This is a genomic window from Rhodococcus sp. NPDC055112 (assembly GCF_053607505.1).
In genome coordinates this window covers 247,878-273,576 of the sequence record NZ_JBSGTR010000001.1, presented here as the reverse complement: position 1 = coordinate 273,576, position 25,699 = coordinate 247,878, and the positions used below count along the sequence as shown (strand labels likewise).

Annotated in this window: 27 protein-coding genes; 9 read left to right on the top strand and 18 right to left on the bottom strand. The window is 67.9% G+C overall.

All coding sequences use genetic code 11. The features are described 5' to 3' along the window. Positions 1-11 precede the first annotated feature (11 nt). Complete coding sequence (locus ACWFRB_RS01305) at positions 12-1,775, bottom strand: ABC transporter ATP-binding protein (RefSeq protein WP_452638237.1); 1,764 nt, start codon at positions 1,773-1,775, stop codon at positions 12-14. 79 nt (positions 1,776-1,854) lie between these two features. Between ACWFRB_RS01305 and ACWFRB_RS01300 the strand changes: the two genes are divergently transcribed. Next, a complete protein-coding gene (locus ACWFRB_RS01300) occupies positions 1,855-2,433 on the top strand; it encodes a TetR/AcrR family transcriptional regulator (protein WP_452638236.1) in 579 nt (192 codons plus the stop codon). 4 nt (positions 2,434-2,437) lie between these two features. Here ACWFRB_RS01300 and ACWFRB_RS01295 read toward each other — a convergent pair whose 3' ends face one another. From ACWFRB_RS01295 to ACWFRB_RS01265, 7 genes are all read right to left on the bottom strand, one after another. Continuing rightward, a complete protein-coding gene (locus ACWFRB_RS01295) occupies positions 2,438-3,370 on the bottom strand; it encodes a L,D-transpeptidase (RefSeq protein ID WP_452638234.1) in 933 nt (310 codons plus the stop codon). Positions 3,371-3,587: 217 nt separating this feature from the next. Further along, a complete protein-coding gene (locus ACWFRB_RS01290; RefSeq protein ID WP_452638233.1) occupies positions 3,588-4,799 on the bottom strand; it encodes a serine hydrolase domain-containing protein in 1,212 nt (403 codons plus the stop codon). 5 nt (positions 4,800-4,804) lie between these two features. After that, the gene (locus tag ACWFRB_RS01285) at positions 4,805-5,392 is read right to left on the bottom strand and encodes an HdeD family acid-resistance protein (protein WP_077040151.1); all 588 of its coding nucleotides are present in this window, start codon (positions 5,390-5,392) and stop codon (positions 4,805-4,807) included. A gap of 93 nt (positions 5,393-5,485) precedes the next feature. Beyond that, on the bottom strand, positions 5,486-6,532 hold the full coding sequence (ligD, locus tag ACWFRB_RS01280; protein WP_452638231.1) for a non-homologous end-joining DNA ligase: 1,047 nt from the start codon (positions 6,530-6,532) through the stop codon (positions 5,486-5,488). Next, positions 6,532-7,578 (bottom strand): ATP-dependent DNA ligase, encoded by a 1,047-nt coding sequence (locus tag ACWFRB_RS01275; protein WP_452638329.1) that lies wholly within the window; start codon positions 7,576-7,578, stop codon positions 6,532-6,534. Before ACWFRB_RS01275 ends, ligD begins: the two co-directional genes overlap by 1 nt. Before the next feature lie 77 nt (positions 7,579-7,655). Further along, complete coding sequence (locus ACWFRB_RS01270) at positions 7,656-8,423, bottom strand: alpha/beta fold hydrolase (protein ID WP_452638230.1); 768 nt, start codon at positions 8,421-8,423, stop codon at positions 7,656-7,658. A gap of 94 nt (positions 8,424-8,517) precedes the next feature. Then, a complete protein-coding gene (locus tag ACWFRB_RS01265; protein WP_452638228.1) occupies positions 8,518-8,730 on the bottom strand; it encodes a dodecin in 213 nt (70 codons plus the stop codon). Between the two features lie 132 nt (positions 8,731-8,862). Here ACWFRB_RS01265 and lppU point away from each other — a divergent pair, with 132 nt between their 5' ends. Then, complete coding sequence (gene lppU, locus ACWFRB_RS01260) at positions 8,863-9,435, top strand: LppU family putative lipoprotein (RefSeq protein ID WP_452638227.1); 573 nt, start codon at positions 8,863-8,865, stop codon at positions 9,433-9,435. 7 nt (positions 9,436-9,442) lie between these two features. On the opposite strand, the gene ACWFRB_RS01255 is transcribed toward lppU, so the two are convergent. Continuing rightward, positions 9,443-10,591, bottom strand: a complete 1,149-nt coding sequence (locus tag ACWFRB_RS01255; protein ID WP_452638225.1) for a magnesium and cobalt transport protein CorA — start codon at positions 10,589-10,591, stop codon at positions 9,443-9,445. Positions 10,592-10,934: 343 nt separating this feature from the next. On the opposite strand from ACWFRB_RS01255, the gene ACWFRB_RS01250 reads away from it, so the two are divergent. Continuing rightward, positions 10,935-11,828 carry an Ig-like domain-containing protein gene (locus ACWFRB_RS01250; protein WP_452638224.1) on the top strand — a complete coding sequence of 298 codons (894 nt, stop codon included), beginning with the start codon at positions 10,935-10,937 and terminating at the stop codon, positions 11,826-11,828. Positions 11,829-12,117: 289 nt separating this feature from the next. Here ACWFRB_RS01250 and ACWFRB_RS01245 read toward each other — a convergent pair whose 3' ends face one another. The 8 genes from ACWFRB_RS01245 to ACWFRB_RS01210 all read right to left on the bottom strand — a co-directional run bounded on the left by ACWFRB_RS01245 (position 12,118) and on the right by ACWFRB_RS01210 (position 18,709). Further along, on the bottom strand, positions 12,118-13,188 hold the full coding sequence (locus tag ACWFRB_RS01245) for a hypothetical protein (protein ID WP_452638223.1): 1,071 nt from the start codon (positions 13,186-13,188) through the stop codon (positions 12,118-12,120). A 28-nt stretch (positions 13,189-13,216) separates the two neighbouring features. Then, positions 13,217-13,738: a SipW-dependent-type signal peptide-containing protein gene (locus ACWFRB_RS01240; protein WP_452638222.1), complete on the bottom strand. Its 522-nt coding sequence runs from the start codon at positions 13,736-13,738 to the stop codon at positions 13,217-13,219. Positions 13,739-13,896: 158 nt separating this feature from the next. Next, the gene (locus ACWFRB_RS01235) at positions 13,897-14,490 is read right to left on the bottom strand and encodes a signal peptidase I (RefSeq protein WP_452638221.1); all 594 of its coding nucleotides are present in this window, start codon (positions 14,488-14,490) and stop codon (positions 13,897-13,899) included. Continuing rightward, entirely contained in the window at positions 14,487-15,038 is a 552-nt protein-coding gene (locus ACWFRB_RS01230) for a hypothetical protein (RefSeq protein WP_452638219.1), read from the bottom strand. The genes ACWFRB_RS01235 and ACWFRB_RS01230 overlap by 4 nt, the downstream gene beginning before the upstream one ends. A 4-nt stretch (positions 15,039-15,042) precedes the next feature. Further along, positions 15,043-15,570 carry an alternate-type signal peptide domain-containing protein gene (locus tag ACWFRB_RS01225; RefSeq protein ID WP_452638218.1) on the bottom strand — a complete coding sequence of 176 codons (528 nt, stop codon included), beginning with the start codon at positions 15,568-15,570 and terminating at the stop codon, positions 15,043-15,045. Between the two features lie 63 nt (positions 15,571-15,633). Then, positions 15,634-17,355, bottom strand: coding sequence for a signal peptidase I (locus ACWFRB_RS01220; protein WP_452638216.1), 1,722 nt, complete (start codon positions 17,353-17,355; stop codon positions 15,634-15,636). 28 nt (positions 17,356-17,383) lie between these two features. Further along, complete coding sequence (locus ACWFRB_RS01215; protein WP_452638214.1) at positions 17,384-17,905, bottom strand: SipW-dependent-type signal peptide-containing protein; 522 nt, start codon at positions 17,903-17,905, stop codon at positions 17,384-17,386. A gap of 273 nt (positions 17,906-18,178) precedes the next feature. Further along, complete coding sequence (locus tag ACWFRB_RS01210; protein WP_452638212.1) at positions 18,179-18,709, bottom strand: alternate-type signal peptide domain-containing protein; 531 nt, start codon at positions 18,707-18,709, stop codon at positions 18,179-18,181. Between the two features lie 612 nt (positions 18,710-19,321). Here ACWFRB_RS01210 and ACWFRB_RS01205 point away from each other — a divergent pair. The 6 genes from ACWFRB_RS01205 (at position 19,322) to ACWFRB_RS01180 (ending at position 24,887) form a co-directional block, all read left to right on the top strand. After that, on the top strand, positions 19,322-19,930 hold the full coding sequence (locus ACWFRB_RS01205) for a response regulator transcription factor (protein WP_452638327.1): 609 nt from the start codon (positions 19,322-19,324) through the stop codon (positions 19,928-19,930). Continuing rightward, entirely contained in the window at positions 19,927-21,114 is a 1,188-nt protein-coding gene (locus ACWFRB_RS01200; protein ID WP_452638211.1) for an ATP-binding protein, read from the top strand. Before ACWFRB_RS01205 ends, ACWFRB_RS01200 begins: the two co-directional genes overlap by 4 nt. Continuing rightward, positions 21,111-22,154 carry a hypothetical protein gene (locus ACWFRB_RS01195; protein WP_452638209.1) on the top strand — a complete coding sequence of 348 codons (1,044 nt, stop codon included), beginning with the start codon at positions 21,111-21,113 and terminating at the stop codon, positions 22,152-22,154. The genes ACWFRB_RS01200 and ACWFRB_RS01195 overlap by 4 nt, the downstream gene beginning before the upstream one ends. A 135-nt stretch (positions 22,155-22,289) precedes the next feature. Further along, entirely contained in the window at positions 22,290-22,589 is a 300-nt protein-coding gene (locus ACWFRB_RS01190; protein ID WP_452638208.1) for a LuxR C-terminal-related transcriptional regulator, read from the top strand. Positions 22,590-22,635: 46 nt separating this feature from the next. Beyond that, a complete protein-coding gene (locus tag ACWFRB_RS01185) occupies positions 22,636-23,814 on the top strand; it encodes a sensor histidine kinase (RefSeq protein WP_452638206.1) in 1,179 nt (392 codons plus the stop codon). Beyond that, a complete protein-coding gene (locus ACWFRB_RS01180) occupies positions 23,799-24,887 on the top strand; it encodes a hypothetical protein (RefSeq protein WP_452638205.1) in 1,089 nt (362 codons plus the stop codon). The genes ACWFRB_RS01185 and ACWFRB_RS01180 overlap by 16 nt, the downstream gene beginning before the upstream one ends. A 34-nt stretch (positions 24,888-24,921) precedes the next feature. Here the strand turns inward: ACWFRB_RS01180 and ACWFRB_RS01175 are convergent, their stop codons facing one another. Further along, complete coding sequence (locus tag ACWFRB_RS01175) at positions 24,922-25,683, bottom strand: SDR family NAD(P)-dependent oxidoreductase (protein ID WP_452638203.1); 762 nt, start codon at positions 25,681-25,683, stop codon at positions 24,922-24,924. Between the last annotated feature and the right edge of the window lie 16 nt (positions 25,684-25,699).

Below are 25,699 nucleotides of genomic sequence, written 5' to 3'. Positions count from 1 at the left end.
CTACCGCCGCCCTACACGGCGACCCGGAGGTCGACCCCGATTCGCAACGCGGTGACCAGTTCCCGGTAGAGCTGGTCCGACTCCATCAGCTCGTCGTGGGTGCCGCGTGCCCGCACCCGACCGTGCTCCATCACCAGAATGGTGTCCGCGTCGATCACGGTCGAGAGCCGGTGCGCGATGGTCACCACGGAACCCGTCTGCGACAGCTCCCGGATCATGTCGTGGATCGCGGCCTCGGTCCGGCCGTCCACCTGCGCCGTGGCCTCGTCGAGGAGCAACACGTCCGGGCGGTGAACGATGGCCCGGGCCAGAGCGATTCGCTGACGCTGCCCACCCGAGACGTTGGTGGCGGACAGGTCGCTGTCGAGTCCGTCCTCGAGCGCACGGACGGTCTCGTCGAGGTGCACCGCACGCAGCGCGTCCCACACCTCCTCCTCGGTCGCCTCGGGGTGGGTGAACAGCAGGTTCGACCGAATCGTGCCCGGCACGATGGGCGTCTCCTGCTCCACATACGCCAGCCGGGAGCGAACCTGGTCGAACGGCAGCTCCGAGTAGGGCACGCCGTCGAGCAGAATCTCGCCGCTCTCCGGGTGCAGGAACCGCAGCAACAGCGAGAACAGGGTGGTCTTGCCCGCCCCGGACGGCCCGACGATCGCGGTGTGTCCGCGTGCCGGGATCTGGGCGCTGACCCCGCGCACGGACGGCTCGGTACCGGGGGCATACCGGGCTACGACATCGACCAACTCGAGGACCGGCACGTCGGCGGCCGGCCGCAGCGGCTGAACGTCGACCGCGGCGTGCTCCTCGATCTCCATGTCCTGCACCTCGCGAATCCGGCTCGCCGCGGCGATGCCGGACTGGACGAGCGAGACGTTCTGCGCCATCGCGGTGACCGGGGCGGTCAGCAGGAACGCGTACAGCAGGAACGCGACGAGCCCGGAGACCGCCAGCGCACCCGTGCTCACCCGGTACGCACCGAAGGCGAGGATCCCGATGATCGCGAGCTGCATTCCGCCGCCCGCGATGATCCAGACGAGTGCGGTGACCCGAACCGCTCGGACGCTGTGCAGCTGTGAGTCCTTCGCGTCGATGATGATCCGCTCCGCCTCACGGGCCTCCGCGCGGCTGGACTTCACCGTCCGGATCGCGCGCAGCGCCCCCTCGAGCACACCGCCGAGCCGCCCAACCGATTCCTGCGCCTGCCGCTGCGACTTCGCGACCTGCGGCATGAGAAGGAGTGCGAGGACACCGACGATCAGGAGCGAGGCCACGGTCGCCCCGAACAAGACGAGGTCGAGCATCGCCATCAGGACGAGGGTGCCGATGACGCTGACGGCGCCGTTGAACAGTTCGACCAGGCTCGAGGAGGTCGCCTCACGGAGCAGAACGGTGTCCGAGGTGACCCGGGTGACGAGCTCGCCCGACGGCCGCGCCGTCAAGCTGCCCACCGTGGACCGGAAGTACCTGCGCACGATGGATTCCCGAGCGTCGTAGACCACGCGCGCGGCCAGCGTGCCGAGCAGGATCCACTGGAAGTATCCGACGATACCGGTGACCACGAGCACGCCGAGGAGCGTGAGAACGGGCGTGAGCATCGAGCCACCACTACTGAGCGTGTCCAGGATCTGCTTGATGATCATCGGCGTCGCCAGCCCAGAGCCGGTGACGATCAGCCCCAGGACCAAACCGAAGCCGAGCACCTTCCGGTGCGGGCGAATGAAGGACCACAACAGCCGCACGTTCGGCCAGCTCACAGACGCCGGGGAATCACTCATGTCCACCAGTGGAACATTCGCGTCCCATTTCTGTCAATGGAAGTTCCATTTGGGAACAATCCACTGCTACCGTGAGGACATGTCGACCGTGACAGTCCCCGAATCGGGCACCAAAGCACGCACCCGCCGCGCCATCCTCGACGCGGCAGTCGACGTGCTCGGCAAGAATGCGGCCGCCCCCCTCAGCGAGATCGCGGCGGAGGCGGAGGTGGGTCGCAGCACCCTGCACCGTTACTACCCGGAGCGCATCGACCTGGTCCGCGCCCTCGGCGAGGACGCCCTCGACAAGCTCGGCGCGGCGCTCGAACGGTCCCGGCCCACCGAGGGCCCCGCGGACGCAGCGCTGCGCAGGATGAGCCACGAGTGCTTCGACCTCGGGCCGCTGCTCTCGCTCATCTTCGGCGACCCGCAGGCGCTGTCCAACGCGGCATTCTGGGAGGGACTCGGCGCGGTCGACGCGCCGCTGCTCGCCGTAATCGAACGCGGCCAGGCCGACGGCACCTTCTCGTCGGAGCTCAAGGTCCGGTGGATCCGCCGGATGCTGTGGTGGTGCCTGCTGACCGGGTGGGAGAGCTTCAACAGCGAGGGCTACTCGCGTACCGACGCGATCGAGTCCATCGACATGACGGTCGCCCGTATCACCGATCCCGACCGCTAGCCGGTCAGCGGTTCCAGTCCCCGAGTCCGTCGGAGCCATTGAGCGTTCCGCCACTGGTGTTCGTCACGATCACCGGGTCGCCCTTCTTCGCGTTCTCGAAGAACCACTTGCCGTCCTCGGTGCTCACGTTCAGGCAGCCGTGGCTCGTGTTGGTGCTGCCCTGCTGGTTCACCGACCACGGCGCGGCGTGTACGAAGATGCCGCTGTTGGAGATGCGGGTCGCGTATTCGACGTAGGTGCGGTAGCCCTCCGGCGCGTCGATCGGGACACCGTAGGTCGACGAGTCCATGTACATGTCACGCAGCTGCTCGCCGACGATGTAGGTGCCGTTCGGGGTCTCGTGGCCGGTCTTGCCCATCGAGGTCGGCATGGTCTTGACCACCTCACCGTTGCGGGTGATGGTGATCTCCTTGGTGTTGTCGTCGGCGGTGGCCACCAGCGCATCGCCGATGTGGAAGGCGGAACGCGCCCCACCCGCCTCGACCACGACGTCGGTACCCGCAGGCCAGAACTCGGTCGGTCGCCAGCGCACCTGGCTGTCGTTGATCCAATAGAAGGAACCGTCGACCTTCGGGTTGCTGCTGACCTTGATGGCCCGCTCCGCGGTGGCGCGGTCGTCGATGGCCTCGTCGAACCGGATGATGACGGGCTGCGCGACGCCGACCACCTCACCCTCGGACGGGTTCAGGCTCGGCGCGGAGAAATTGGCAGGCCCGACCTGCGGCTCCACCGGGGGCGGCGGCGGCGCGAGGGGCGCCGAGGGAGCAGGCAGGCCAGGCAGGGTGGGCAGCGCGATGTCGGGACCACCGGGAAACAACGGCACCGCCTGCGCGGGAACGACCAGCGCCGTGCCTGCGGCCGCGGCACCGATCAGGGCCGTCGCGACCCGATTCGTCCAGCGCCGACGACTTGTGGTCCCGGTCTCGATCTTGCGCATTCAAGTCCCATCATCCGACTACAGAAGAGCCCGGCGACTCCCGCATTCGTGGGCGTCGCCGATTCCAGTAGACACAACAGGTTCGCCGTTGGCCAGGAGACACTCCGCCCAGACGCCCTGGTCGAACGGCTCCGGCCCAGGTCGCGCGGGTGCCGACCCCGGTAGGTGATCCGCCTCTCAGCCTGCGGATCACCGCACCTGCGGCCGCGGCGGGGCGCTAGCGCCCACGCACCGTTTTCTGCGCCACCGCGCCGAGCCGGGCCAAGCGCAGGTCGCCAAGCGCGGTCAGCGCGTTGCCCATCCGATTGGTGACGAAACCGAGGGCGAGGCCGGTCTCCGGGTCCGCGTACGCCCCCGACCCCCCGACCCCGTAATGACCGAACGCGGCCCTGGGCTGGGACCGGTTCGCGACGAACACGGGGTGATAGCCGAGCCGCCAGTTCACCCGCGCCCCGAGGACATAGTCGCGTCCGAAGGTCTGCACCTCGCCCATCCTCTCGATGGTGTCGGAGGAGAGGAAGCGCCTGCCGTCGATGACACCGTCGTTCGCGATCGCCGCGTACATCTTCGCCAGTGCACGCGAGGTGAACACGCCGTTCCAGCCCGGCATCACCGCGTCGTGCACTCTCGGGTCGCGGACCAGCTCGTCGAAGCCGTCCGGCATGCCGGCCTCCGCGAGACCGTTGAACGGGCGCAGCCGCGTCATCACCGAGGAGGCCACACCCCAGGACACGGCGCCGGGGCTGAGGTGCGGGAACAGCTTTGCTATCCGATGCCGATGCTCTGGCGGTACCCGGTACCAGAACTCCTCGACGCCGAGCGGCTCCGCGATCTCGGTGCGCACCACATCGGTGAAGCTGCGTCCGGTCGCCCGCGCCACAGTCTCCGCGACGATCCATCCGAACGTGACCGCGTGGTACCCGGGACCGCTGAGCCGGCGGGGGTCCGGCCGCGCCGCGGCGAGGGCGGCGACCACACGGTCGTAGTCGAGGAGCCCGGTCTTGCCAGGGACCAGCCCCCGGATCCGGTGCAGACCCGCTCGGTGGATGAGCATGTCCCGGATCGTGATCCGCTCCTTACCCGCCGAGGCGAACTCCGGCCAGTAGGTTGCCACCGGTTCGTCGTAGTCGACGACACCTCGGTCGGCCAGCCGGTGCAGCACCGTGCTGGCCACGCCCTTGCCCGTGGAGAAGGACAAGGCGACGGTGTCGCGCCGCCAGCGTCGGTCGCGGTCCGCCCACCCCGCCCAGATGTCGAGCACCAGTTCGCCGTTCACGTAGGCGGTCAGGGCTCCGCCACCGTTGTTCGGCTGGCGGTACATCGTGAAGAACCGATCGGCCAACGGCAGAAATTGTGGGTCGACGTGCATCTCGGTCGGTGCGCTCCCGCCGCCCGCCGGCAGGCGGGAGCGACCGCCACGCCTACTCATGCCGGTCAGACCACTCCCGCGCGCTTGGCGGCGGAGCGGAGCTGGAATGCCCCGGCCACGAACACGATTCCGAAGATGATGGCGAAGAAGCCGACCAGCCAGACGAGGCTACTGACGCCTTCGACCGGGAAGATGACCAGCAGCAGCCCGAACAGGACCGCGAGGATGCCCGCGATCAGGAGCCACACCCACTGTCCGCCCACGGATTTCACCTTGAACGAGCCCATGATCTCGAGGATGCCGACCAGGATCGCCCAGAATCCGATCACGTACACGGCCACCAGCACCGTGACCTCGGGCCACGCGAAAGCCACGATACCGGCGAGAACGGACACGATGCCGCCGATCAACCACCACACCCAGCCGGTGACGATCTTGCGCGCCTGGATCGATCGGACCACCTCGACGAGGCCGTCGACGATCGCGTACACGCCGAACACGACCACCATGGCCCACACGGTGACGCCCGGCCAGACAAGCGCAACGATGCCGAAGATGACGGCGAATATGCCGCGGATCAGCAGCAGCCACCAGATGTCCTTGCCGATCTGCAGCATTGCCTCGTTGCTGTCAACGATAGGGTTCTCCGTCATCGCATCCTCCGACGCTCGTGATTGCCTGAACAGCTGATTCGGAGCCTAGTACCTCGAGCGCGAAGTCTCTCGTCGATTCACGCAGGTGTGACGCTACTTCCGGTCCCTGTCCTTGCTCGGCTGCACTCGCTTCGGTTCGCCGGGCATCTTCGGGTACTGCGGCGGATACGGCATGTCGCCCAACCCGTTCGCCGCGTCCCGCTCCGCCATCTCCAGCAGCGCGTCCAGCGAGTACGCGGCGTCGTCGATCCGGGCGGCCGGGTCGCCGCGCCTGGCCACCAGCTCGGGCACGGTCGCGATGGTGAAGTCGTCCGGCTCGACGTCCGGCAGTTCCGCCCAGGTGACCGGTGTCGACACCGTCGCCCGCGGGGTCTTGCGGACCGAGTATGCCGACGCCACCGTCTTGTCCCTGGCCGTCTGGTTGAAATCGATGAAGATCCGTTCGCCGCGTTCCTCTTTCCACCACGCGGTGGTCACCCGCGTCGGGTCGCGGCGCTCGATCTCCCTGGCCACCGCGATGGCCGCGCGGCGCACCTCGATGAAGTCCCAGCGCGGTTCGATCCGGACATAGACGTGGATCCCGCGGCCGCCGGAGGTCTTCGGGAACCCGACCAGCCCCAGTTCGTCGAGCAGCGGGGCCACGATGTCCACCGCGACCGCCCTGGCCTCCTCGAACCCGGTGCCCGGCTGCGGATCCAGGTCGATACGCAGCTCGTCGGGCCGGTCCGGGTCGGTGCACCGCACCGGCCACGGATGGAAGGTGACGTTGCCCATCTGTGCCGCCCAGACGATGTCGGCGGCGTGCCGCACCCGCAGCGCGTCCGCCGTGCGGCCGTTGGGGTTGGTGACCGTGCAGGTGTCCAGGTATTCGGGCCGCTTGGCGGGCAGTCGCTTCTGGTAGATCTCCTCGCCCTCGATGCCGTCCGGGAAGCGCTGCAGGTGGGTGGGCCGGTCCCGGAGGGCGGTCATGATCCCGGACTTCCCACCGTCGAAGAGGGCGATGGTCCGGTAGTACTCGACCAGATCACGCTTGCTGCCGCCCTCGGCGCCGAGCTGCGGGAAGTAGATCTTGTCGGGACTCGAGAGCCGGACCGCGATACCGTCCACGTCCAGTTCCATGGCCGGAGCCTTCGCCGCCATCAGTCCTCCCCCGCCAGCACATCGCTCAGGTCGTAGCGCACCGGGACCTCCAGTTGCTCGTAGGTGCATTCACCCGCCTCACGGTCGGGGCGCCAGCGCAGGAACCGCGCGGCGTGCCGCAGGCGGTCGCCCTCCATCTGGTCGTAGGCCACCTCCACCACCAGCTCGGGACGCAGCGGCACCCACTGGCGATCCTTGCCCGCCGACCACCGGCTGGCCTCGCCGTCGTGGACCACGTCCTCACCCTCGCGGTAGGGCTGCAGCAGCTCGAGCATCTCGATCCGCTTGGCCGCGGTGAACGCGGAGGCCCCACCGATCATGTGCAGCTCGTCGCCCTCGTAGAGGCCCAGCAGCATGGAGCCGATACCCGGCTGGCTCTTGTGCGGCCGGTATCCGATCACCACGCAGTCCGCGGTCCGCGCGTGCTTGACCTTGATCATCTCGCGCTTGTTCGGAAGATAGTGCCCCGCAAGCTTCTTCGCGACGACACCGTCGAGCCCGGCACCCTCGAAGGCGTGGAACCACTCCTGGGCGAGCCCGGCGTCGGTGGTGGCGGTGGTGACGTGACAGGACGGGCCGCCGCCGACCTGGTCCAGCAGGATGTCGCGACGCTCGCCGAACGGTCGCTTCATCAGGTCCTCGTCCCCCAACGCGAGCATGTCGAATCCGATCAGCTGCGACGGAGTCTGCTCGGCCAGCAGGGTGATCCGACTCTCGGCCGGGTGGATCCGCTCCGACAACGCCTCCCAGTCCAGCCGGGTGCGGCCATCGATCTCGCGCGGCACCACCAGCTCACCGTCGAGCACACACCGGACGGGCAGCTCGGCCCGCACCGCCGCGATCATCTCGGGAAAGTAGCGGCCCAGGTCCTTTCCGCTCCTGGAGCTCAGGACCACCTCGTCACCGTCACGAAAGACGATGGCGCGGAATCCGTCCCATTTCGGCTCATACGACCACATCGGCTCCTCGCCGTCGGGCTGGGCCGGGACCGCAGGCGCGGCCTTCGCCAGCATCGGTTGCAGGGGCGGGGTCAGCGGCAGCTCCACGCACCCATACTTGCGCACCGGGCCGGCATTGGCGAGGGAACGCGCCACGGCCGCCGCCGAACCTCCCTGAGCCGAGGTCACGCGCCGAGCGCCCGTCGGATCGGCGCCATCGTCGGCACCGGTTCGGTGGTCAGGAAGTCCAGGATGATCCGGTTGCAGAGCTCGGGCTTCTCCACCAGCAGTCCGTGCGAGGTGCCCGGCACCACCGCCAGCTCGGCATCGGGCAGGCCGCGGTACAGCGCGAGCGCATGCTCGAGGCTCACCTCGTCGTCGTCACCGACCATCACCAGCGTCCGGCAGGTGGCCCGCCGCAGGTCGTGCGAGGTCAGCGTCGGTTCCTCGACGTGCATCCGGTTCAGCTTCCCGGCCACGACCGGGTGGTGCCCGGCGCCGTCCGGCGACACCTCCGCGTACATGTCCGCGAGGAAGGTCGGCGACGGCTGGTCCGCGCCCACCACCCCCGGTTCCCAGCCGTCCCGGTGAAAGACGCCCGCGACGCAGACCAGCCGCCTGACCAGGTCGGGCCTGCGCAGGGCGACCAGCAGGGCCACGGTGGCGCCGTCACTGCAGCCGAGCAGCCGGACAGGCGCGCGCGGGACCGATTCGAGGAACGCGATGGTGTCCTCGGCCATCAGGTCGTACGTGATGGGGCCGGGCGCGTCGGGCGTGTGTCCGTGGCCGCGACGCTCGGGCGTGAACAGCCGGAACCGGCCGGCCAACCCGTCGATGTTCGGCCCGAAGGCGCGCGCATCGACGCCACCCGGGTGGAGCAGCACGAGCGGCTCGCCCTCGCCGTGCTCGTCGTACCAGGTGTTCAGGTCCCCCAGTCGCACATAGCCCGCCACCGCCGGCCTCCCTCTGCGTCCTCGTCAACGGCATTGCCGTAACTATGGACCCCGCGGGGAGCCGGAACTCATCGGTCGGCGCGCGGGCACCCGCTCATTCGGCGTCGAGCCGGAACCCGAGTTTGAGGGTCACCTGGACGTGCCCGATGGCGCCGTCCACGATGTGCCCCCTGGTACCCACCACTTCGAACCACTCGAGATTGCGGACGGTCGAACTCGCTCGGCCCACGGCCTGCGCGATGGCGTCGTCGATCCCCTTGCTCGAGGAACCCACTACCTCGGTGACGCTGTAGACGTGATCGCTCATCGGTCTTCCTCACTCGTCGGTGACGGAAACTCCCCGACCAGCGTATGGCGGCCCCACCGGCGGCGGGAGGGTTTCCCGGTGCCCGGCGGGACGACCTTCGGCCGGACCGGCGCCGGGTGCTCTAATTGCTCTATGACGCTCAACCGCCTCCAGCGTGGACTCGCCGCCGCGAGCCTGATGCTCGCCGCCCTCGCGCTCGGCGCCTGCGGTGGCGAGATCACCGGCCGGGCGGTGCCCGAGGCACGCGGCGCCGCGTCCGACACCCTGTTGCCGGAGGTACCCGAGGCGGACGCCGGGGGGACCGTCGACATCGACGTCGAGATCGGCGAGTGCGTCGAGCTGACCGGCACGGTCGCCGACGCGAACGTGGTGAAGGCCCCCTGCGGGAGCGCCCCGGCGAATTACAAGGTGATCGGGAAGGCACCGACCAACGCACAGTGCGTGAGCGACGCCGACTCCTACTACTACGAGACCCTGATGGGCGACGAGCAGGGCGCGCTCTGCCTCGACATCGACTGGGTGGTCGGCGGGTGCATGGAACTGGCCGACGATCAGCCCAGCCACATCGACTGCTCGACCCGCGCCCGTGAGGGTGTCCGGGTGGCGGAGATCGTCACCGACGTCACCGACGTCGAGAAGTGCTCCACCCCTAGCGGATTCGTTTACGACGAGCGCAGGTTCGCGGTCTGCACGGACGACCTGTAGCCGCTCCCTACAGCCAGCCGCGGCGTTTGAAGATCGTGTACAGGGTGATACAGGTGAGCGCCATCATCAGCAGCGCCATCGGGTAACCGCCCACCCAGTGCAGTTCCGGCATGCTGTCGAAGTTCATGCCGTAGACGGTGCCGATCAGGGTGGGAGCGAACAGGATTGCCGCCCAGGCGGAGACCTTCTTGATCTCCTCGTTCTGCGCGTAACTGGCCTGGGTGAGCGCCGACATCTCCTCGTTCTGGGTCTGCGACACCAGGGTTGCGTTCACTGTGAGGATGTTGCCGAGCAGCTGGCGGAACCCGTCCGCTCGCTCGACCACCGTGGTGGCGTGGTCGGTGACGTCGCGCAGGTACTTCTGCAGTTCCTCGTCGGTGTTGTACTTCTCGAAGCCCGCGGACAGCCCACGCAGCATGTCGAGCAAAGGCTTGGTGGCACGCTGGAACTCGATGACCTCGCGGGAGAGCTCGTAGATGCGCCGCGACACCTTCGGGTCGCCGCTGAAGACCTCGGTCTCGATCTCGTCGATGTCGTTCTGCAGTCCGGCGACGACCGGGGCGTACCCGTCGACCACTGCGTCCAGGATCGCGTAGAGCACCGCCTCCGGACCGAGCTTGAGCAGCTCCGGGTCGTTCTCCATTCGCCTGCGCACCGCGGACAGATCCGGTGATTCGCTGTGCCGCACCGTGATCACGAAGGTCGGACCGCAGAAGACATGCAGCTCACCGAAGTCGACCCGCTCGGTCTCGTCCAGGTAGCGGGCGGCGCGCAGCACCACGAACAGGGTGTCACCGTAGCGCTCGAGCTTGGGTCGCTGATGCGCGACAATGGCGTCCTCGACCGCCAGCTCGTGCAGCCCGAACTGCTTGGCGGCGGCCTGCAGCTGCTCCTCGTCCGGCCGGTACATCCCGATCCACGCCATCGACGACTCGTCCGGCAGGCTGCGCAGTGCCTCGGCCAGGCTGGCGGGCGTCTCGATCCGGGCGCCGTCGCGGTATACCGCGCTGTTGACCACGCTCGCCTCCACCGGCATCACCGCGGGGGTGGGCGGCGTCGGGTGCGGAGCCATCGAATGCTCGGGGACGATCAGATCGCTCGAGGGGTTGGCGGATCGGCTGGGAAGCAGCGGACGGAAGGGTCGCTTTTCACGCATGAGGGCGGCTTTCGCATGAGTCGGATGCACTGGCGCGTGCCGCGGACGGGAGCGGCGCGGGTGTGATCGGAGAAGTCGCCTGGCGTGGGGCAGGGGTGCCCGACGGGGCTAGCGGCGACTTCGGTAGGTACTCGGAGGTTGGCTCTTCACGGCAAGCCACACCTCCTCTTCCCTCGACTCTTTCGGACCCCGATACCTTACTCCCCCGAATACACCCTCGGCACACGTGCGCATTTCACCCGGACGGAGGCGGCACAGCGTGCATAATGTCCTGCGTTCGGCGGACAAGATTGTTTAACCGAAACTGAACGCTTGGGTCACTCGCCCTATTAGGCTCCGCGCCATGACGACAACCATCAGCGCACCCGGCGGCCTCAAGCGGCTGACCACTGCCTTTGGCGGCGCGATTCTTGCACTGTTCTTGGCAGCGTTCGGTGCACTGGTGATGCCCGCCGCCTCGCACGCCGACCCCGCTTCCCTTCAGTACTCCGCGGACAACTCGACATGGGGCGACATGTCCCAGATCCCCGACTTCCAGGGCGAGCTGATCCCCGGCGGGGAACTCACCACCACGTTCTACGCCAAGAACCCGACCAGCCAGGGCGGCACCCTGCAGGTGTACCTCGGGAACTGGACGAAGACCTCCCCGGACATGCAGGCGTACGTGCGCGTGGAGGTCAACGACGCCACCGGCGCCATCGTGGACCTCACCAACAACCTGGCCGCGCCGGGCACCGAACTCCAGTCGACCCACCTCGGCGCCGGGCAGACCGCCAAGGTGATGCTGGTGGTCGGCATGCCCGCCAACGCAGGCAACGAGTCCCAGAACCAGTCGGTCAACCCGGACTTCGCCCTCGACTTCGAGCTCGACGCCGCCGCGGTCGCGACCACCACCACGCTGACCGGACCGGCAACTGCCAACACCACCACCGCGTTCGAGCTGACCGCGACCGTGGCCCCGGCCGGCGCCACGGGCACCGTCCAGTTCAAGGACAACGGCGCCATCATCGGTAACCCGGTGCCGCTGACCAACGGTGTCGCGAAGCGTACGCAGATCCTCACCACCGCAGGCGCGCACAGCATCACCGCCGTCTACAACGGCGCCGACGGCTTCATCGCCTCCACCTCCGAGGTCCTCACGGTCACCGTCACCACCACCCCGGTCGAGCCGGGCACCGGCTCCGCCGGATCCTCCTCCGGCTCGCTCGGCGACCTGGGCAGCATCTTCGGCTCGTAATACCCGGAGCACCACCGAAAGGCCCCCCACCGCAACGGTGGGGGGCCTTTTCGTGCGCGCGCTACCCCGGGGGTACGGCGCCTCGACGTCGTCGGCCGCGCGGGGCCTCGTCCAAACCCTGCAGCACACACCTTCTCCCACCGTCACACACCCATTCGGAGCCCAACGGCTGTGTGATGGCATCAAAGAGTGTGTGCCAGACCCGGCTCGCGCGGTTCGCCCACACCGGCCAGGGAACGCAGAAGGCCGCCGACGGGATGTTCCCGTCGACGGCCTTCGTGTGTGCGTGCTAGCCGATCAGTGCCGCGATCTCAGCGGGAACCTCCGCCGACTTCGGGTCGACCGTGGTCTTCGTCCAGCCCACTGCCCCGCCTGCGCGGTACAGCGCGTCGGACTCGATGATCCACAGCTCGTCCGAACCGGATGCCCACTGCACCATGGCCTTCTTGCCGACCGGGGTGCTGAACACAGTCGCCCCGGAGGCGTCGGACACCACGGCCTGGCCGGAACTCACTTGCGCCGCATAGGTTCCCGAGGATGACTTGTTCGCGATGGCCAGGTCTCCGGACGGGGCAACCACTGCCTCCTCGGCTGCGGGAGCCGCCGTCGTCGTGGTCGTCTGCGCGGCTGTCGTGGTCGACGGCGCAGTCGTGGTGGTCGACGACGGCGCAGTCGTCGTAGTGCTGGACGGAGCCGACGTGGTGGTCGTGGTGGTACTCGACGACGCCGCTGACGGGGTCGACGACGCCGCAGTCGACGTGGAGGCCGCCGCCGCTGTGCCGGTCACCGACGTGGGCGCGGCTGACGTACTCGGCGCATCTTGCCGTGCAGCATTGCGCGACAGTGCATCACCGGGTGCAGGAGCCATCAGGGACTGCGTACCGCTGGAGACCTTACCGTCGCATTTGATGTTCCAGAGCGTGAAGGCCCACAGGTTCTCGCCGACCCAACTGGTGCCGACCTGCCCGTTCCGCACTGAATGTACCTCGATACGGGACGATGAGGCTGTCTCATAGATGTTGTTGTAGGCACTCACATCAATGGAAATCACGTCACCCTTGTTTGGGGGAATCGTGGGGTTCCAGGTGCCGCCCCATGCATTGAACAGTTTGATGTCATACGTATAGCCCGGCCCGAGGTGCTCCCACCTCAATGTGACCGAGCCACCGCCGCCGCTGCAGCCCAAATACTTGGGAGCGGGCAAAAAGTCCGCCGACGAACCGAATGAACTCGCGGCGACCGCCGTATCGGTGAATGCGGCAGATGTCCCCACCGCGGTCGCACCGAGTGCCGTCAACCCCACCGCGCCGAGCACGATCATCGACCGCCGGACATCGGGACGAAAACCCTTGAACTGCATTAGATTTTCCCTAACCGTCATTCCCGGATCACGCGGTGGTCGCGTTGAAGTTGAACGAAGTGTTCACCGTCTGGTTCTGCGCCGCCGTCGTCGCCGCCGGATCCAACGTCACCTGGAAGCACAACGTCTCCGCACCCGTCGTCGCAGCCAACGGACGCGGAGTGGCAATCAGATTCGCGTTCCCACCGGACACAAGACCAACGTTGTTCGCGATCACCGTGCCACCACTGCACACGGTCCCGTTCGATGTGCCCGTCGACACCGTCACCTTCAGGAGAGGCGCCAATGCCGACGACGTCGCCGCCGCCGACATCGTGTAACTGAACGCCGTCGAACCCGTGTTCTGCACCGGCAACGTCGCCGCCACACTGTTACCCGGCATCATCCCCGTCTTCGTCAACGTCGCAAACGCATACGCACCCGGATTGCCCTGCTCCCCATTGAGCTGCAGATCGATCGACCCCGTCGAAAACACACCCGACGTCGCCGTCGCCGTGTCACTCCACGCCGCCAACGTCCCGATCGCACCCAGACCGAGCACGATCCCCAACGACGCAACCGCCCGCGGCTTACTCCCCGACATCAACGACCGCGCCCGGGCACCGAACCCTGACGGTGAACTCGAAACCTCATGACGAGACATTGCTGTGCCCTTCTTGCTTGGTCGCACTAGGCGCCGCGGCGCCCGATGTTGCGGTGTAGTTGGCTTTAAGAGTCCGTACCGGTGTTGGCGCCCTCGTCCGGCCGGCCGTTCTTGCGCGAGCGGTCCCGGATCGCCCCGATGAACATGAATCCGGCGTAGACGAAGAGGCCGCCGACGACGACGGCGATCATCAGCGCACGCTGCTTACCGGTGATCAGGCTGTTGACGTAGCCCATGTAGGGCACGCTGTACCAGACCTTGCCCCTGACCTGCTCCGGGACAACGGGATTGGTATCTGGCGAGGGATTGGCATCGCCCTGGGTGACGTAGGTGATCTCGCCCTGCGAGTTCTGCCGCACCATGGTGATGCGGTGGGTGACCACCTCGGGGTTCCCCGATTCCTTCTGGAAGGTGATCGCGTCGCCTGCCGTCAGCGCCGCCGGGTCCTGCGGCTTCACCACGATCAGGGTTCCGGGGGGATAAGTCGGCACCATCGAGCCGGTGAGCACGGTGTATGGCGTCGACCCGGTGAGCCGGGGGATGACGATCGTCAGCGCGAGGATCGCTACCAGCACCAGGAGCAGCAGCCACGAGACGATGCTCTTGACCCACCCCCACACACTGGTGTCCTGCTCCTCGACCTGCACCGCATGGCTCATCGAGATTCGGCCGCGAACGTGAACGTCGCGGTGGTACTCGCGCTCGGTTGCGCGGCCGCACCGACCGTCCCGCGCAGGCACAGCACCTCACTGGCGCCAGGTTGGACGGAGCGCCATTGGGGGGCGGTCGGCGCCTGCGCGCCGATCATCGGACCGTCGTAGACCTGGGTCGCCCCGACCGGAGCGCCCTGCGCCGGGCAGGCCGCCTCGTTCGCGACCGCGGAGATCGTCAAGTTCAGCGGCACAGCAGAATTGGACTGAGCCGCGTTCTGCAGCCGGTATTTCATGAGCACGTTGCCGGAGTTGTAGATGGTGACCGGCGCCTGTGCGTAGTCTCCCGGCCCCCCGTTCGCCTTTGCCAGCGCGGAGAACGGGTAGTTGCTCATTCCACTGCCGCCCACCGAGAGGTCCAGGATGCCTGAGTGGATGGTCCCACCGTCCACGGTCTGGGTCTGGCTCCACAGCGCGCCGGTCTGCTGAGCCGACATCAGCGCCACACCGACGATCGCCGCTCCGCCAATTGCCAGCCAACGGGTCTTGTTCGACATGGGTCTACACCTGCTTCAGAGTGACGTTGAAGTTGGACAGGTCGATCCGGGCGGACTGTGCAGTTGCGCCCGCGGTTGCCGGCTTGAAGGTGAGAACCACCTTCACGTCGACGACCTTGCCGTTCTGCGCCGGCGTGATCACCACACCGCCGGCATTCGACGGGAGCGAGAGCCCACCGGAAGTCGCGGTCACCGAGGTGGCCATCGCGGCCTTCAGCGCCGGGTCGCCGGTGATGGTGGCATTGTCGACCGTCAGATTCGCCCGCAGGTTGGTTCCCTGAGCCGTCACCACGAAACTCGCTGTGTAGGTGACGGTGTCACCCGGCACTGCACGGAAGTCCGTGATCGTCAGGGCGCCGTGCTGGTCCACCCAGCTCGGCGCTCCACTCTGGGTGAGTGCCAGCGCGCCCGCGCCGACCCCGCCGCCACCGATGCTGACGCCGGAATTCCATGCGGCCATGGTGCCCGCGCCCCCGGCCAGCAGGACGGTCGCGGCACCCGCCGCGATCGCGCCCTTCATCTTGTTGTTCATGTCATGGTCAGCTTTCGTAGGACCCCATCGGGGGTAGGAAGATTCGGCCTCGGAGCGCGGCTGCTACTTGACGAGAGCCGCAATCTCTGCGGGTAGGTCACCGGTCTCGGGGTCGACCTTCGTCTTCGTCCAACCCCCGGAAGAATCGACGCGGTACAGCGCGCCACCATCGGCGATCCAGAGCACGTCGGAGCCGTCGGCCCATTTCACGATCGCCGTCGTGCCGACCTGGATGGTGGACACCGTCGATCCGGCCTTGTCGGTGATCACGATCTGCGACGGGGATACCTGTGCCGCATAGGTTCCCGAGTCCGACCTGTTGGCGAGGGTCAACCCGCCCGACGGTGCAGGGGCCGGGGCCTCTGCCGCCTCGGCCTCGTTGGTGGTCGGGGCAGGCGGAACCGTTGTGGTTGTCGTCGGCGCGGTGGTCGTGAGCTTCGGCACCTCGGTCGTGGTGGTCGGCGACGTGGTCGACGTGGTCGTCGACGGCACAGTGGTCGTGGCCTTCGGCTGCTCGGCCGTGGTGGTCGGCGGCGCGGTCGTCGTGGTGGTCGACGGCGGGGTCGTCGACGGCGGCGCAGTCACTGTGGTTGTCGTGGTCTCAGGCGCTGCCATCCGGGCGGCCATGGTGCCCGAGTCAGAAGCGGCAAGGCTCGATGATTGAGTCTGGCCATCGCACTTGACATTCCAGATTGTCGGTTGCCAGAGCCTACTGCCGCGCCATCCGGTCGATTGCTCGCCGGCAAGATTCACCGTGTGGATCTCAGCCGTGTATGCCCAGCCGGTGTGCGATCCGACCTGAGCGTCACCGATCGTGTAGGTCAGGTTTCCACCCGCAGCCATGGCACCGGGATCGATGATGTTCGAGGTGTGGCTGACCACGCCGTTGTCCTGCCGGACGAGGACCCGGTACCTGTAGGGCGAGCCGATATGAGGCCAGTTCACTCTGGCGCCGTAGTGGATGCCGGATACGGTGACGTCTCCGCAGCCACTCGATCCCACGGTCGGAATCAAGTTCGCCGCTGAGGAGAACGAGCTGGTCGCGATGGCGCTGTCGCTGAAGGCGGCCGTCGTCCCGACCGCGGTGCCACCGAACGCCGTCAACCCGGCCGCCCCGAGCACCATCAGGGTCCGCGCGGGCAGCAGCGCCCGGATCGCCGTCCCGTGCCGCGCGGGCATCTCGAACTGCTGCGTCGGGGCATCGTCGAAGTCGCCATGCGCCACGGGGTTCGGCTCGGAGTTCATGGACTCCGCCGAGTTCGGGGTGCCGCTGCCGTTGCCGGGGTCGTCATCATCCGTGCGTCCGGCCGGCCGGAACGCGATCACCATCAGGCCTCCGACGAAGGCCCCACCGAGGAAGATCGCGAGCGGAGAGGAGAGCCATGCCACCGCGTATCCCAGGCCCGGGAGGCTGAAGAACACCCGATCGGCCTCGGTGACGGTGTACGGCGAGATGTCCGCATCCTGGTTGGCGTCGCCCTTCAGGATCAGTACGGAGGTGTCCGCGTTGGACGAGACGATCTCCTTGACGCGGTGGGTGATTCGAGTGCCCTGCTCGTTGAGGACACTGACTACGTCGCCGACCTCCAGGTCCGAGGCAGGCACGTTGTGCGAGAGGGCGAGCGAGCCGGTGGTGATGTCCGGGGACATCGAGCCGGAACGGAAGATCAGTGGCTTGATGCCGAAGAAGAACGACGCAGCGGCGGCGAGTACGCAGATCAGGCCGGCGATGGCGCCGACATTCAGTGCGATCTCACGACCGGTCCGTCCGCGATCCGATTTCATCGGAGTTCCTTGAGTGGTCATGGCGCGCTCAGGCCGTGGTCGCGTTGAAGTTGAACGAGGTGTTCACCGTCTGGTTCTGCGCCGCCGTCGTCGCCGCCGGGTCCAACGTCACCTGGAAGCACAACGTCTCCGCACCCGTCGTCGCAGCCAACGGACGCGGAGCGGTAATCAGGTTCGCGTTCCCACCGGACACAAGAGCAACGTTGTTCGCGATCACCGTGCCACCACTGCACACGGTCCCATTCGATGTGCCCGTCGACACCGTCACCTTCAGGAGAGGCGCCAACGCCGACGACGTCGCCGCCGCCGACATCGTGTAACTGAACGCCGTCGAACCCGTGTTCTGCACCGGCAACGTCGCCGCCACACTGTTACCCGGCATCATCCCCGTCTTCGTCAACGTCGCAAACGCATACGCACCCGGATTGCCCTGCTCCCCATTGAGCTGCAGATCGATCGACCCCGTCGAAAACACACCCGACGTCGCCGTCGCCGTGTCACTCCACGCCGCCAACGTCCCGATCGCACCCAGACCGAGCACGATCCCCAACGACGCAACCGCCCGCGGCTTACTCCCCGACATCAACGACCGCGCCCGGGCACCGAACCCTGACGGTGAACTCGAAACCTCATGACGAGACATTGCTGTGCCTTTCTTGATCGGCTTATCGGGGCGCCGGTGCGGCGGAATCAATACCCTTGTGCGGCTGCGGCTTAGCTGTGCAGCACGATGCGACCAGCAGGAGGCCGGTCGCCGGCCGGGAAGAGGCCGGCGACCGACACGCCTGGGGTTGTCCACCCGGAACCGGGTGGGCGATTCCGGCTAGGCGTTCTGCGTCAGGGTGACGTTGAAGTTGGCCAGGTTGACGGCCTGTCCCTGAGCCGTGGTGCCGGCGGTCGCCGAATCGAAGGTGAACTTCACCTGGACGGCAACGGTCTTGCCGTCCTGCGCCTGGGTGATGGCGGCACCCGAACCGTTCGAGGGCAGTGCGGCGCCATCGACGGTCGCGGTGACGGTCGGGTTGAGCGCCGTCTTGAGGTCGACATCACCGGTGATCGAGCTGGGATCGGCCTTCAGGGTCGCGGCCAGGTTCTTGCCCTTGGCTCCCACCACGAAGCTCGCGTTGTAGGTGACGACATCGCCGGGCACGGCCTTGAAGGTGGTGATGTCGATGGGGCCGGTGCTATCCGTCCAGCCGGCCGGGGTGCCCTGCGAGAGCGACAAGGTACCGGAGTTGACCGCGCCGCCACCGACGGTCTGCGAGGAGTTCCAGGCGGCCATGGTGCCCGCGCCACCAGCGAGGAGGAGTGCGGCCGCGCCGGCGGCGATGGCGCCCTTGGTCTGCTTGTTCATGTAAGAGCTCAGCTTTCGTCGGACCCCCGTCGGGGGGGTCAGGGAGAGTGGTGTTCGGATTTGGTTACGTGCGCCCAGTCGAGTGGGCTCGGTTTCGGACATCCGTGCTCGTTCAGAGGGTCTCGACATCGTGATCGGGTCGCCGGTGAGGCCTGCCTGACTCCGGTAACCGGTTCACGATTCAACGTGTTTATCACAACGCCGCACGGGATTTGTGCGCTTTCAGGTCATCTGTCCAAATGATCTTGAACAGTTGTCCAGATACCATTCCATTAACCCAATGAACGAGACAGATGCATCGCCTACCAGTGACTATCCGTTACACAGACCCCCAAGTCTGTTGTCCCTCATTCGACGGATACCGCATCTCAAATCGAATACGTAACGTAATTTCCCTTCGCATGGAATGGTGAATGCCAGTCGCGCCCCCGAGCATCGAGGCCGGCTGTTAACGTCATCCGCGGCCCGCCCGATATCGCGATGGGCGCGGTGCCGAGAACCCCCGGTGCGAGGAGCAGATTGACCGAGAATTCGTCGAACGCAGACCATCTCCCAGTCGCCGAACCGGGCCCACGACACGTCGGCATCGTCGAGGACCACGAATCCGTCGTGATGGGCCTCGAGGCCATGTTGGCCGACCAGCCGGACCTGGTCATCGCGGCTTCGGCACCCACCGTGCCCGAACTGCTCGCACTCGGCGCCGATCTGGATCTCGTGATCCTCGACCTCCGACTCTCCGACGGCTCCTCCCCCAAATCGAACGTCGAGCAACTACGGGCCGCCGGACTCGAGACGCTCGTGTTCACAGGAGCGGAGAATCCCTACCTGGTGCGGCTCGCCGCCAAGGCCGGTGTTCTCGGCGTGCTGCGCAAATCCGAGCCCACCGCCACCGTTGTCGCCGCGATCACCGCGGCCGCGAACGGCGAGCAGGTGGTGACCACCGAGTGGGCAGCCGCCATCGACGGAGATCCCGGCCTGCAGGACGTCGGACTCAGTCCACGCCAACGAGATGTGCTCGCGCTCTATGCCTCTGGCGAGAAAGCCGCCCGCGTCGCCAGCCTGACCGGCCTCGCACCGCACACCGTCAACGACTACCTGGCCAGGATCCGGGCCAAGTACGCCGAGGCAGGCAGGCCCGCCCGCACCAAGACCGATCTGTACAAGCGGGCGGTCGAGGACGGGTGGCTGCCGCCACCGTTGCTGCACCCCGGACGCCGATGACCACACCGGCGAACAGTCGGCGCCACCAGTCCACCGATCACATCTCGCGGATGGTCGCGCGGCTGATCAGCGCCGGCTACGCCGTCTATCTGATCCTGCTGTTGCCGTCCGTGACATCCATGGCGACGCGAATGGACGCCTGGTGGACCCCGGTGATCGTGGCCGCCGTGTACGGGTCGGGGCTGCTGCCCGGTGCGCTGTCGTTCCGCCGCGACATCCGACCGATGCGGATCGCCTCCGGGGTGGCGGCGTCGGTCTTCCTGCTCGCGGTGTTCAGCTGGCCCCTCGCCTGGAACGGCCCAGCCCTACCGAGCGGCGAGAGCCTGTGGTTGGCCACCTTCCCCGGTCTGGCGAGCCTCGCGGTCGTGTCGACGTGGCCGACCTGGGTGATGTTCGCGCACTTGGTGATCGGGTGCGTCGCCGTTCAGGTCGTCAACTTCGCCGCACACGACGACGCCCCAAGGGAGCTGTTGCTTCCGGAGATCACGTTCGCGATCATGTTCTGCACGCTCTTCGTCGGCGCGGCGGTGATGGCGCTGCGCACCGGCCGGGTCCTCGATGCCACCACGGACGCCACCCACGCCGCGGCGGCCGCCGCAGCCGCGCGTCGCGCCCGCACCGTCGAACGGGAACGGTTCGACGCACTCATCCACGACGGCGTGATGTCCACCCTGCTGGCCGCGTCCCGGCAGGGCGCGACGCCCGCTGTCAGCCGCCTCGCGACCACGACGCTCCGTCAGCTCGACGCCCTGCGCGACGGCCAGGGCACACAGGAGCATTTCGGCTGCGAGGAGGCACTCTCCCTCCTCCGGTCCGCGGCGACCGACGTGGATGAGGGGGTCGCGCTGCGGGTCGAAAGGCGCAATGGCGCACTGGCTCTCACCATCCCTGCCGAGACGGCCCGCGCCCTGGCCGCGGCCCTGTCCGAGGCGCTGCGCAACAGCAGGCGCCACGCGGGCGAGACCGCCACCCGCTCGGTGGCGGTCACGGTGGCAGCGGACGGGATCGCCGTCCTGGTCGCGGACGACGGCCGGGGTTTCGACCCCACCGCGATCCCCGCCCACCGACTCGGGGTGTCCGTGAGCATCCACGGGCGGATGCGTCAGCTCGACGGCGGGTCAGCCCGGATCGAGACCGCGCCGGGGGCAGGCGCCCGGGTCCACCTGGCGTGGAGCTCGTCGTGACCGACGCGGGCGGAACCCGGGACGTCCGCGAGCTGCTCGGGCTGCACACGCGCGGGGCGAAGGCACTCGTCGCCGCCTATGTGCTGACCTTCCTGCTGGTCTCCCTCAGCTCGAGCCCGGGACCCTGCGCGGTGTGGGCGGAGCTCGCTGCCTGGCTCGTCGTCAGTGCAGGCGCGATCACCCTCGTCCGGATCCCGGGAGACCCGTTGCCGTTCCGTCCAGCGGTGGCATTGGCCCTCGCCGGTCCGATCGCGCTCAACCTGGTGTTGTCCGTGGTTCCGGTTCCGGTCGACGGGTTGCTGCAGACCTGGCCGCTCGGCGCGGGCACCGCGATCCTGGCGTACATGTGCGTGCGTGGGCGGATCGCGCTCGGCTGGCTCGGCATGGCAGCGATGCTCGGCAGCTGCGTGCTGTGGGCGATGCGTACCGGGCAGGGCGCCGGCTACGGCCTCGGCATGTCGGCGATCAACATGGCGCCGCTGCTGATGGCCACCTTCGTCGCGTATACCGTCCGACCGTCCGCGAAGGAGATCTTCGAGCTCCGCGAGCAGACCGTGCGGCGCGTCGCCGCCGAGGCCGCCGACTCCGCGGTGCTCGAGGAACGCGACCGGCAGCTGCGGCGCCTCGACGAGCTGGCCAGGCCCCTGCTCGACCGGATCGCCACCGGGGTCGACCTCGACGAGGACGAGCGGATCGCCTGTCGACTGCTCGAGGCGCACCTGCGCGACATCCTGCGTGCCCCTGGCCTTTCCGGACCCGTCGTGGCCGCCGCCGCACGCGCAGCAAGGGGCAGGGGCGTCGAGGTCGTCCTGCTCGACGACCGTGCCGTGGATGACGCGGTGGACGGGGCGCCCGACCGATTCCTCGGCACGGTGGCGGCCGAGCTCGCCGCGGCCACCGACGGGGCGGTCACGGTGCGCGTCCTGCCTCCCGGCCGCGCCACGATGGCAACGGTGCTCGCCAGCAGCGCGGTCCGGGTTCGACGCACCGAGTTCGACCACGACGGCCACCCCGCAGACGCCGAAGCTTCGCTCAGCTAACCTTGCCCCTGGTTTCACGGGCAGGAAACTGCCGTCTCGGCAGATCGCCTCCCACCCCATAGCCTCGATCCGCAAGGAGGGCCCGAGACGAGGGGTCGAGCCCTCGGCCAACCGCGTACATCCGGGGGTCGTGACATGAGAACCGCAGTCGACGAACAGCACCACCATGCGCACGCCCCCGCGGCGCGACAGGAACCGCGCAGCCTGCGCCGTCCGGCGCTGTCGCCGCGCGAAGTCGAGGTGCTGCTCCAGTGGCTGCGCTGCGATTCCAAGAACACCGTCGCCACCGACCTGTACCTGTCCGTCGGCACCGTGAACACCCATCTCGCACGCATCCGCGCCAAGTACAACCAGGTCGGCCGCTCGGCCCCGACGAAGGCCGCGCTCGTCGCCCGCGCCGTGCAGGACGAGTTGATCTCGCTCGACGAGCTGTGAATCGGCCTTCAGCAGTGCCCGCGTGAATGGCGGACCGCCGACGCGGATGACGAGACGCGTCAATAGGATCGGCACCGCCGAAGAGAAGATCATCCGCACCTTTGCCCGCGTGATCGGCGCCGGAGCGCTGGTCTTTTGCGTGGTGCTGATTCCCATCCTCATCATCCAGTCCCGTGAACTCGCACCGTGGTACACCCCTGTTGCCGCGGTTGTCGTCTTCGTTCCCCTACTGGCCCTGTGGCCCGCAAGCTTCGCCAAGGACCTCCGTTGGGTTCGTGGTCTCGGCTCGCTCTGCGCCGCGACCTACCTCCTCGCCGCAGCCGGCTGGCTGGTCGCGCTACAGGGACAGATCTCGCCGACCCGCGAGGTGTGGATGTCCGCGATCCCTGGTCTGGTGGCGATGGCGGCGGCGTTGGGCTGGCGTCCGGCGCCGAGCGTGCTGTTCCTCGTGGTCAGCGCCAGCACTGCAGAGGTGATCCGTCACGTCACCCGCGGTGACTCACAGAGTCCACTCCTGGCGGAGACCTTCAACGTTGTGATGACCAACAGCCTGTTCGTCGTCGCGACCATCGCCGCAGTCCAGTCCGGACGCACCCTCGACCGCACCCTCGCCGCAGCCAAGCGCCAGTCCGCGGCGACCGCCGCCGCCTCCGCGCGGAACGTGGAACGCAAGCGGTTCGACGGGCTCATCCACGACCGCATCATGTCGACGCTGCTCGGCATCTCCCGGCACGGCAACACCGATCATCTCAGCGGGCAGTCTGCCGTCGCGCTGGCCGAACTCGATCGGCTACGCGCCAGCGACGTCGCCACCGAGGACCTCGACGTGGACGCCGCGGTTGCGCTGATCCGCACCGCCCTGGTCGAGGTCGACGAGAACGCGTCCGTCGACCTAGAGGTCCGGGACGCGGCGCTGACCGTTCCCAGGGAGGTCGCGCGCGCGATGGCCTCCGCCGCTGCCGAGGCGCTACGGAACAGCCTGCGGCACGCCGACCACCCGGAGGCGGAGGCCGACCGACTGGTGATCATCGACGTGGACACCGAGGGCCTGCGGATGCTTGTCGCCGACAACGGCCGCGGCTTCGATCCAACCCGGGTCCCGCAGTACCGCTTGGGGATCAGCGTGAGCATCAGTGCGCGCATGACAGCGGCCGGCTGCACCTCGGAGATCCGCTCGGCCCCGGACCGCGGTACCCAGGTCACGCTCCGATGGGCGGCACCGTGAGCGGGGTCCCGCCGCGCGACGTGCGCGACGTGCGCGTGCTGCTGGGCATGGACCGTCCGGCGGCGAAGGTGCTCACCGCACTGTTCTGCCTGAGCTTTACCGTGGCGGCACTCGCCAATCTCGACGGGGTGCAGCATGTCTGGCCGATCGTCCTGGCAGCCGTGCTGGTCACCGCCGCGGCGGTGGTGATCATCGCCGTCCCCGGGGACCCGCTGCCGATGGCCTACACGCTCGCACTCACCGCTCTCGGACCGGTCGCATGCGCACTGGTCCTGTGGCAGCTGCCCGTGCCGGGCTGGACTCTGGACTCCGCCTGGCAGATTCGCGCGGTGACCGCTGTGCTGGTCTACATTTCGGTGCGCGGCCGTGCACCGTACGCCTTTGCCGGCGCCGCGCTGATGGCCCTCACCAGCGGAGCCTGGTCCGACGCGACCGGCCAGGGATGGGGCACCGGAATTCGTTTGGCTTCAATCAATCTCGCACCCGTACTGATGTCGGTGTTCTTCGCGTTCAGCATCCGGCCGGTTGGCCCCGCGGTGTTCAGGCTGCGCGAGCAGGAGTCCGAACGAGCCGCGGACGAGGCGGCGACCCAGGCCGTGCTGCGCGAACGCGACACCCAGCTCACCCGGTTGGACCTGCTGGCCCGGCCTCTCCTCGAACGGTCCGCCACCGGGGACGAGTTCGGTGCCGGATCCCGCGTGGAATGCGGACTCGTGGAAGAGCGGTTGCGCGACACCCTCCGCGCTCCCGTGCTCGCGTCCGACGAGGGGGTCAGCCGAGCCGTGGAATCGGCCAGGAGGCGCGGTGCAAAGGTGATCCTCCTCGACGACGGCGGACTGCGCGACGGACCGGAAGACCTGGTGTCACAACTACATTCCGCGCTGATCGACGCCCTGCACGAGATCGAGGGCGGGACATTGACCGCCCGCGTCTTGCCCGCGGGGCGGGCGACCGTGGCCACCATCCTGTCCGAGAACGGCGCGCGGGTCGGTCGCGTCGAGCTCGGTCACGACGGCCGGGTAGAGGTCGAGGTACGCCACTGCGGCATGCGCGAAGTCGTTCCTCGGCTGTGATGCGGCGTGTCCCTGGCACCGCGCCCCGGTCCGATCAGGTGATCGTGAGTCCGCCGTCGACCGGAATGGTCTGCCCGGTGACGTAGGCGGCCGCGTCCGAGGCGAGCCAGACGAGGGTGGCGGCGAGTTCCTCCGGGTCGCCGATCCGGCCCAGGACCAATCGCGGTGCCATGCTGTCGAGGTAGCCGTCCTGGTAGGAGTCGGTCATCTCCGACTTGAAGAAGCCGGGCGCGATCGCGTTCACCCGAATGCCCCTTCTGGTGCCCCACTGCTGGGCCAGGTCGCGGGTCAGTCCGATCAGCCCGGCCTTGCTGGCGGCATAGGCGGCCTGCGGCAACCCCGCGGTGGTCAGGCCGAGGACGCTGGAGATGTTGACGATCGCCGAACCCGGCGCCATCACCCGGCCACAGGCCTGCGCGGCCCAGTAGGCACCGTTGAGGTTGATGTCGATCACCTGCCGGAACTGCTCCGGGGTCTCCCGCGTCGCGGGGTGCGCCGTACCGATCCCGGCGTTGTTCACCAGCACGTCCACCCGACCGAAGCGCTCCATGGCGGCGTCGATCATGTGCTGGGCCTGATCGGGATCGGCGATGTCGGTCGACACGCACAGCGCCTCCCGGCCGGTGTTGCGCACCAGTTCGGCCGTCCTCTCGAGCTTGTCGACACGACGAGCCGCGAGCACGACGTCGGCACCCGCCTCCGCACAGGCGACCGCGAAGGCCACCCCGAGACCCGAGGAGGCGCCGGTCACGACGACCACCTTGTTGTCCAGCCGGAACCTGTCCAGGATCCCCATCACGTTCTCCTTCTGG

Excerpts from the sequence above, each read along its gene's own strand:
- ACWFRB_RS01305 (WP_452638237.1), bottom strand. The coding sequence starts at position 1,775 with ATGAGTGATTCCCCGGCGTCTGTGAGCTGGCCGAACGTGCGGCTGTTG.
- ACWFRB_RS01300 (WP_452638236.1), top strand. The coding sequence starts at position 1,855 with ATGTCGACCGTGACAGTCCCCGAATCGGGCACCAAAGCACGCACCCGC.
- ACWFRB_RS01295 (WP_452638234.1), bottom strand. The coding sequence starts at position 3,370 with ATGCGCAAGATCGAGACCGGGACCACAAGTCGTCGGCGCTGGACGAAT.
- ACWFRB_RS01290 (WP_452638233.1), bottom strand. The coding sequence starts at position 4,799 with ATGAGTAGGCGTGGCGGTCGCTCCCGCCTGCCGGCGGGCGGCGGGAGC.
- ACWFRB_RS01285 (WP_077040151.1), bottom strand. The coding sequence starts at position 5,392 with ATGACGGAGAACCCTATCGTTGACAGCAACGAGGCAATGCTGCAGATC.
- ligD (WP_452638231.1), bottom strand. The coding sequence starts at position 6,532 with ATGGCGGCGAAGGCTCCGGCCATGGAACTGGACGTGGACGGTATCGCG.
- ACWFRB_RS01265 (WP_452638228.1), bottom strand. The coding sequence starts at position 8,730 with ATGAGCGATCACGTCTACAGCGTCACCGAGGTAGTGGGTTCCTCGAGC.
- lppU (WP_452638227.1), top strand. The coding sequence starts at position 8,863 with ATGACGCTCAACCGCCTCCAGCGTGGACTCGCCGCCGCGAGCCTGATG.
- ACWFRB_RS01255 (WP_452638225.1), bottom strand. The coding sequence starts at position 10,591 with ATGCGTGAAAAGCGACCCTTCCGTCCGCTGCTTCCCAGCCGATCCGCC.
- ACWFRB_RS01250 (WP_452638224.1), top strand. The coding sequence starts at position 10,935 with ATGACGACAACCATCAGCGCACCCGGCGGCCTCAAGCGGCTGACCACT.
- ACWFRB_RS01245 (WP_452638223.1), bottom strand. The coding sequence starts at position 13,188 with ATGCAGTTCAAGGGTTTTCGTCCCGATGTCCGGCGGTCGATGATCGTG.
- ACWFRB_RS01235 (WP_452638221.1), bottom strand. The coding sequence starts at position 14,490 with ATGAGCCATGCGGTGCAGGTCGAGGAGCAGGACACCAGTGTGTGGGGG.
- ACWFRB_RS01230 (WP_452638219.1), bottom strand. The coding sequence starts at position 15,038 with ATGTCGAACAAGACCCGTTGGCTGGCAATTGGCGGAGCGGCGATCGTC.
- ACWFRB_RS01225 (WP_452638218.1), bottom strand. The coding sequence starts at position 15,570 with ATGAACAACAAGATGAAGGGCGCGATCGCGGCGGGTGCCGCGACCGTC.
- ACWFRB_RS01220 (WP_452638216.1), bottom strand. The coding sequence starts at position 17,355 with ATGAAATCGGATCGCGGACGGACCGGTCGTGAGATCGCACTGAATGTC.
- ACWFRB_RS01210 (WP_452638212.1), bottom strand. The coding sequence starts at position 18,709 with ATGAACAAGCAGACCAAGGGCGCCATCGCCGCCGGCGCGGCCGCACTC.
- ACWFRB_RS01205 (WP_452638327.1), top strand. The coding sequence starts at position 19,322 with ATGGGCCTCGAGGCCATGTTGGCCGACCAGCCGGACCTGGTCATCGCG.
- ACWFRB_RS01200 (WP_452638211.1), top strand. The coding sequence starts at position 19,927 with ATGACCACACCGGCGAACAGTCGGCGCCACCAGTCCACCGATCACATC.
- ACWFRB_RS01190 (WP_452638208.1), top strand. The coding sequence starts at position 22,290 with ATGAGAACCGCAGTCGACGAACAGCACCACCATGCGCACGCCCCCGCG.
- ACWFRB_RS01185 (WP_452638206.1), top strand. The coding sequence starts at position 22,636 with ATGACGAGACGCGTCAATAGGATCGGCACCGCCGAAGAGAAGATCATC.
- ACWFRB_RS01180 (WP_452638205.1), top strand. The coding sequence starts at position 23,799 with ATGGGCGGCACCGTGAGCGGGGTCCCGCCGCGCGACGTGCGCGACGTG.
- ACWFRB_RS01175 (WP_452638203.1), bottom strand. The coding sequence starts at position 25,683 with ATGGGGATCCTGGACAGGTTCCGGCTGGACAACAAGGTGGTCGTCGTG.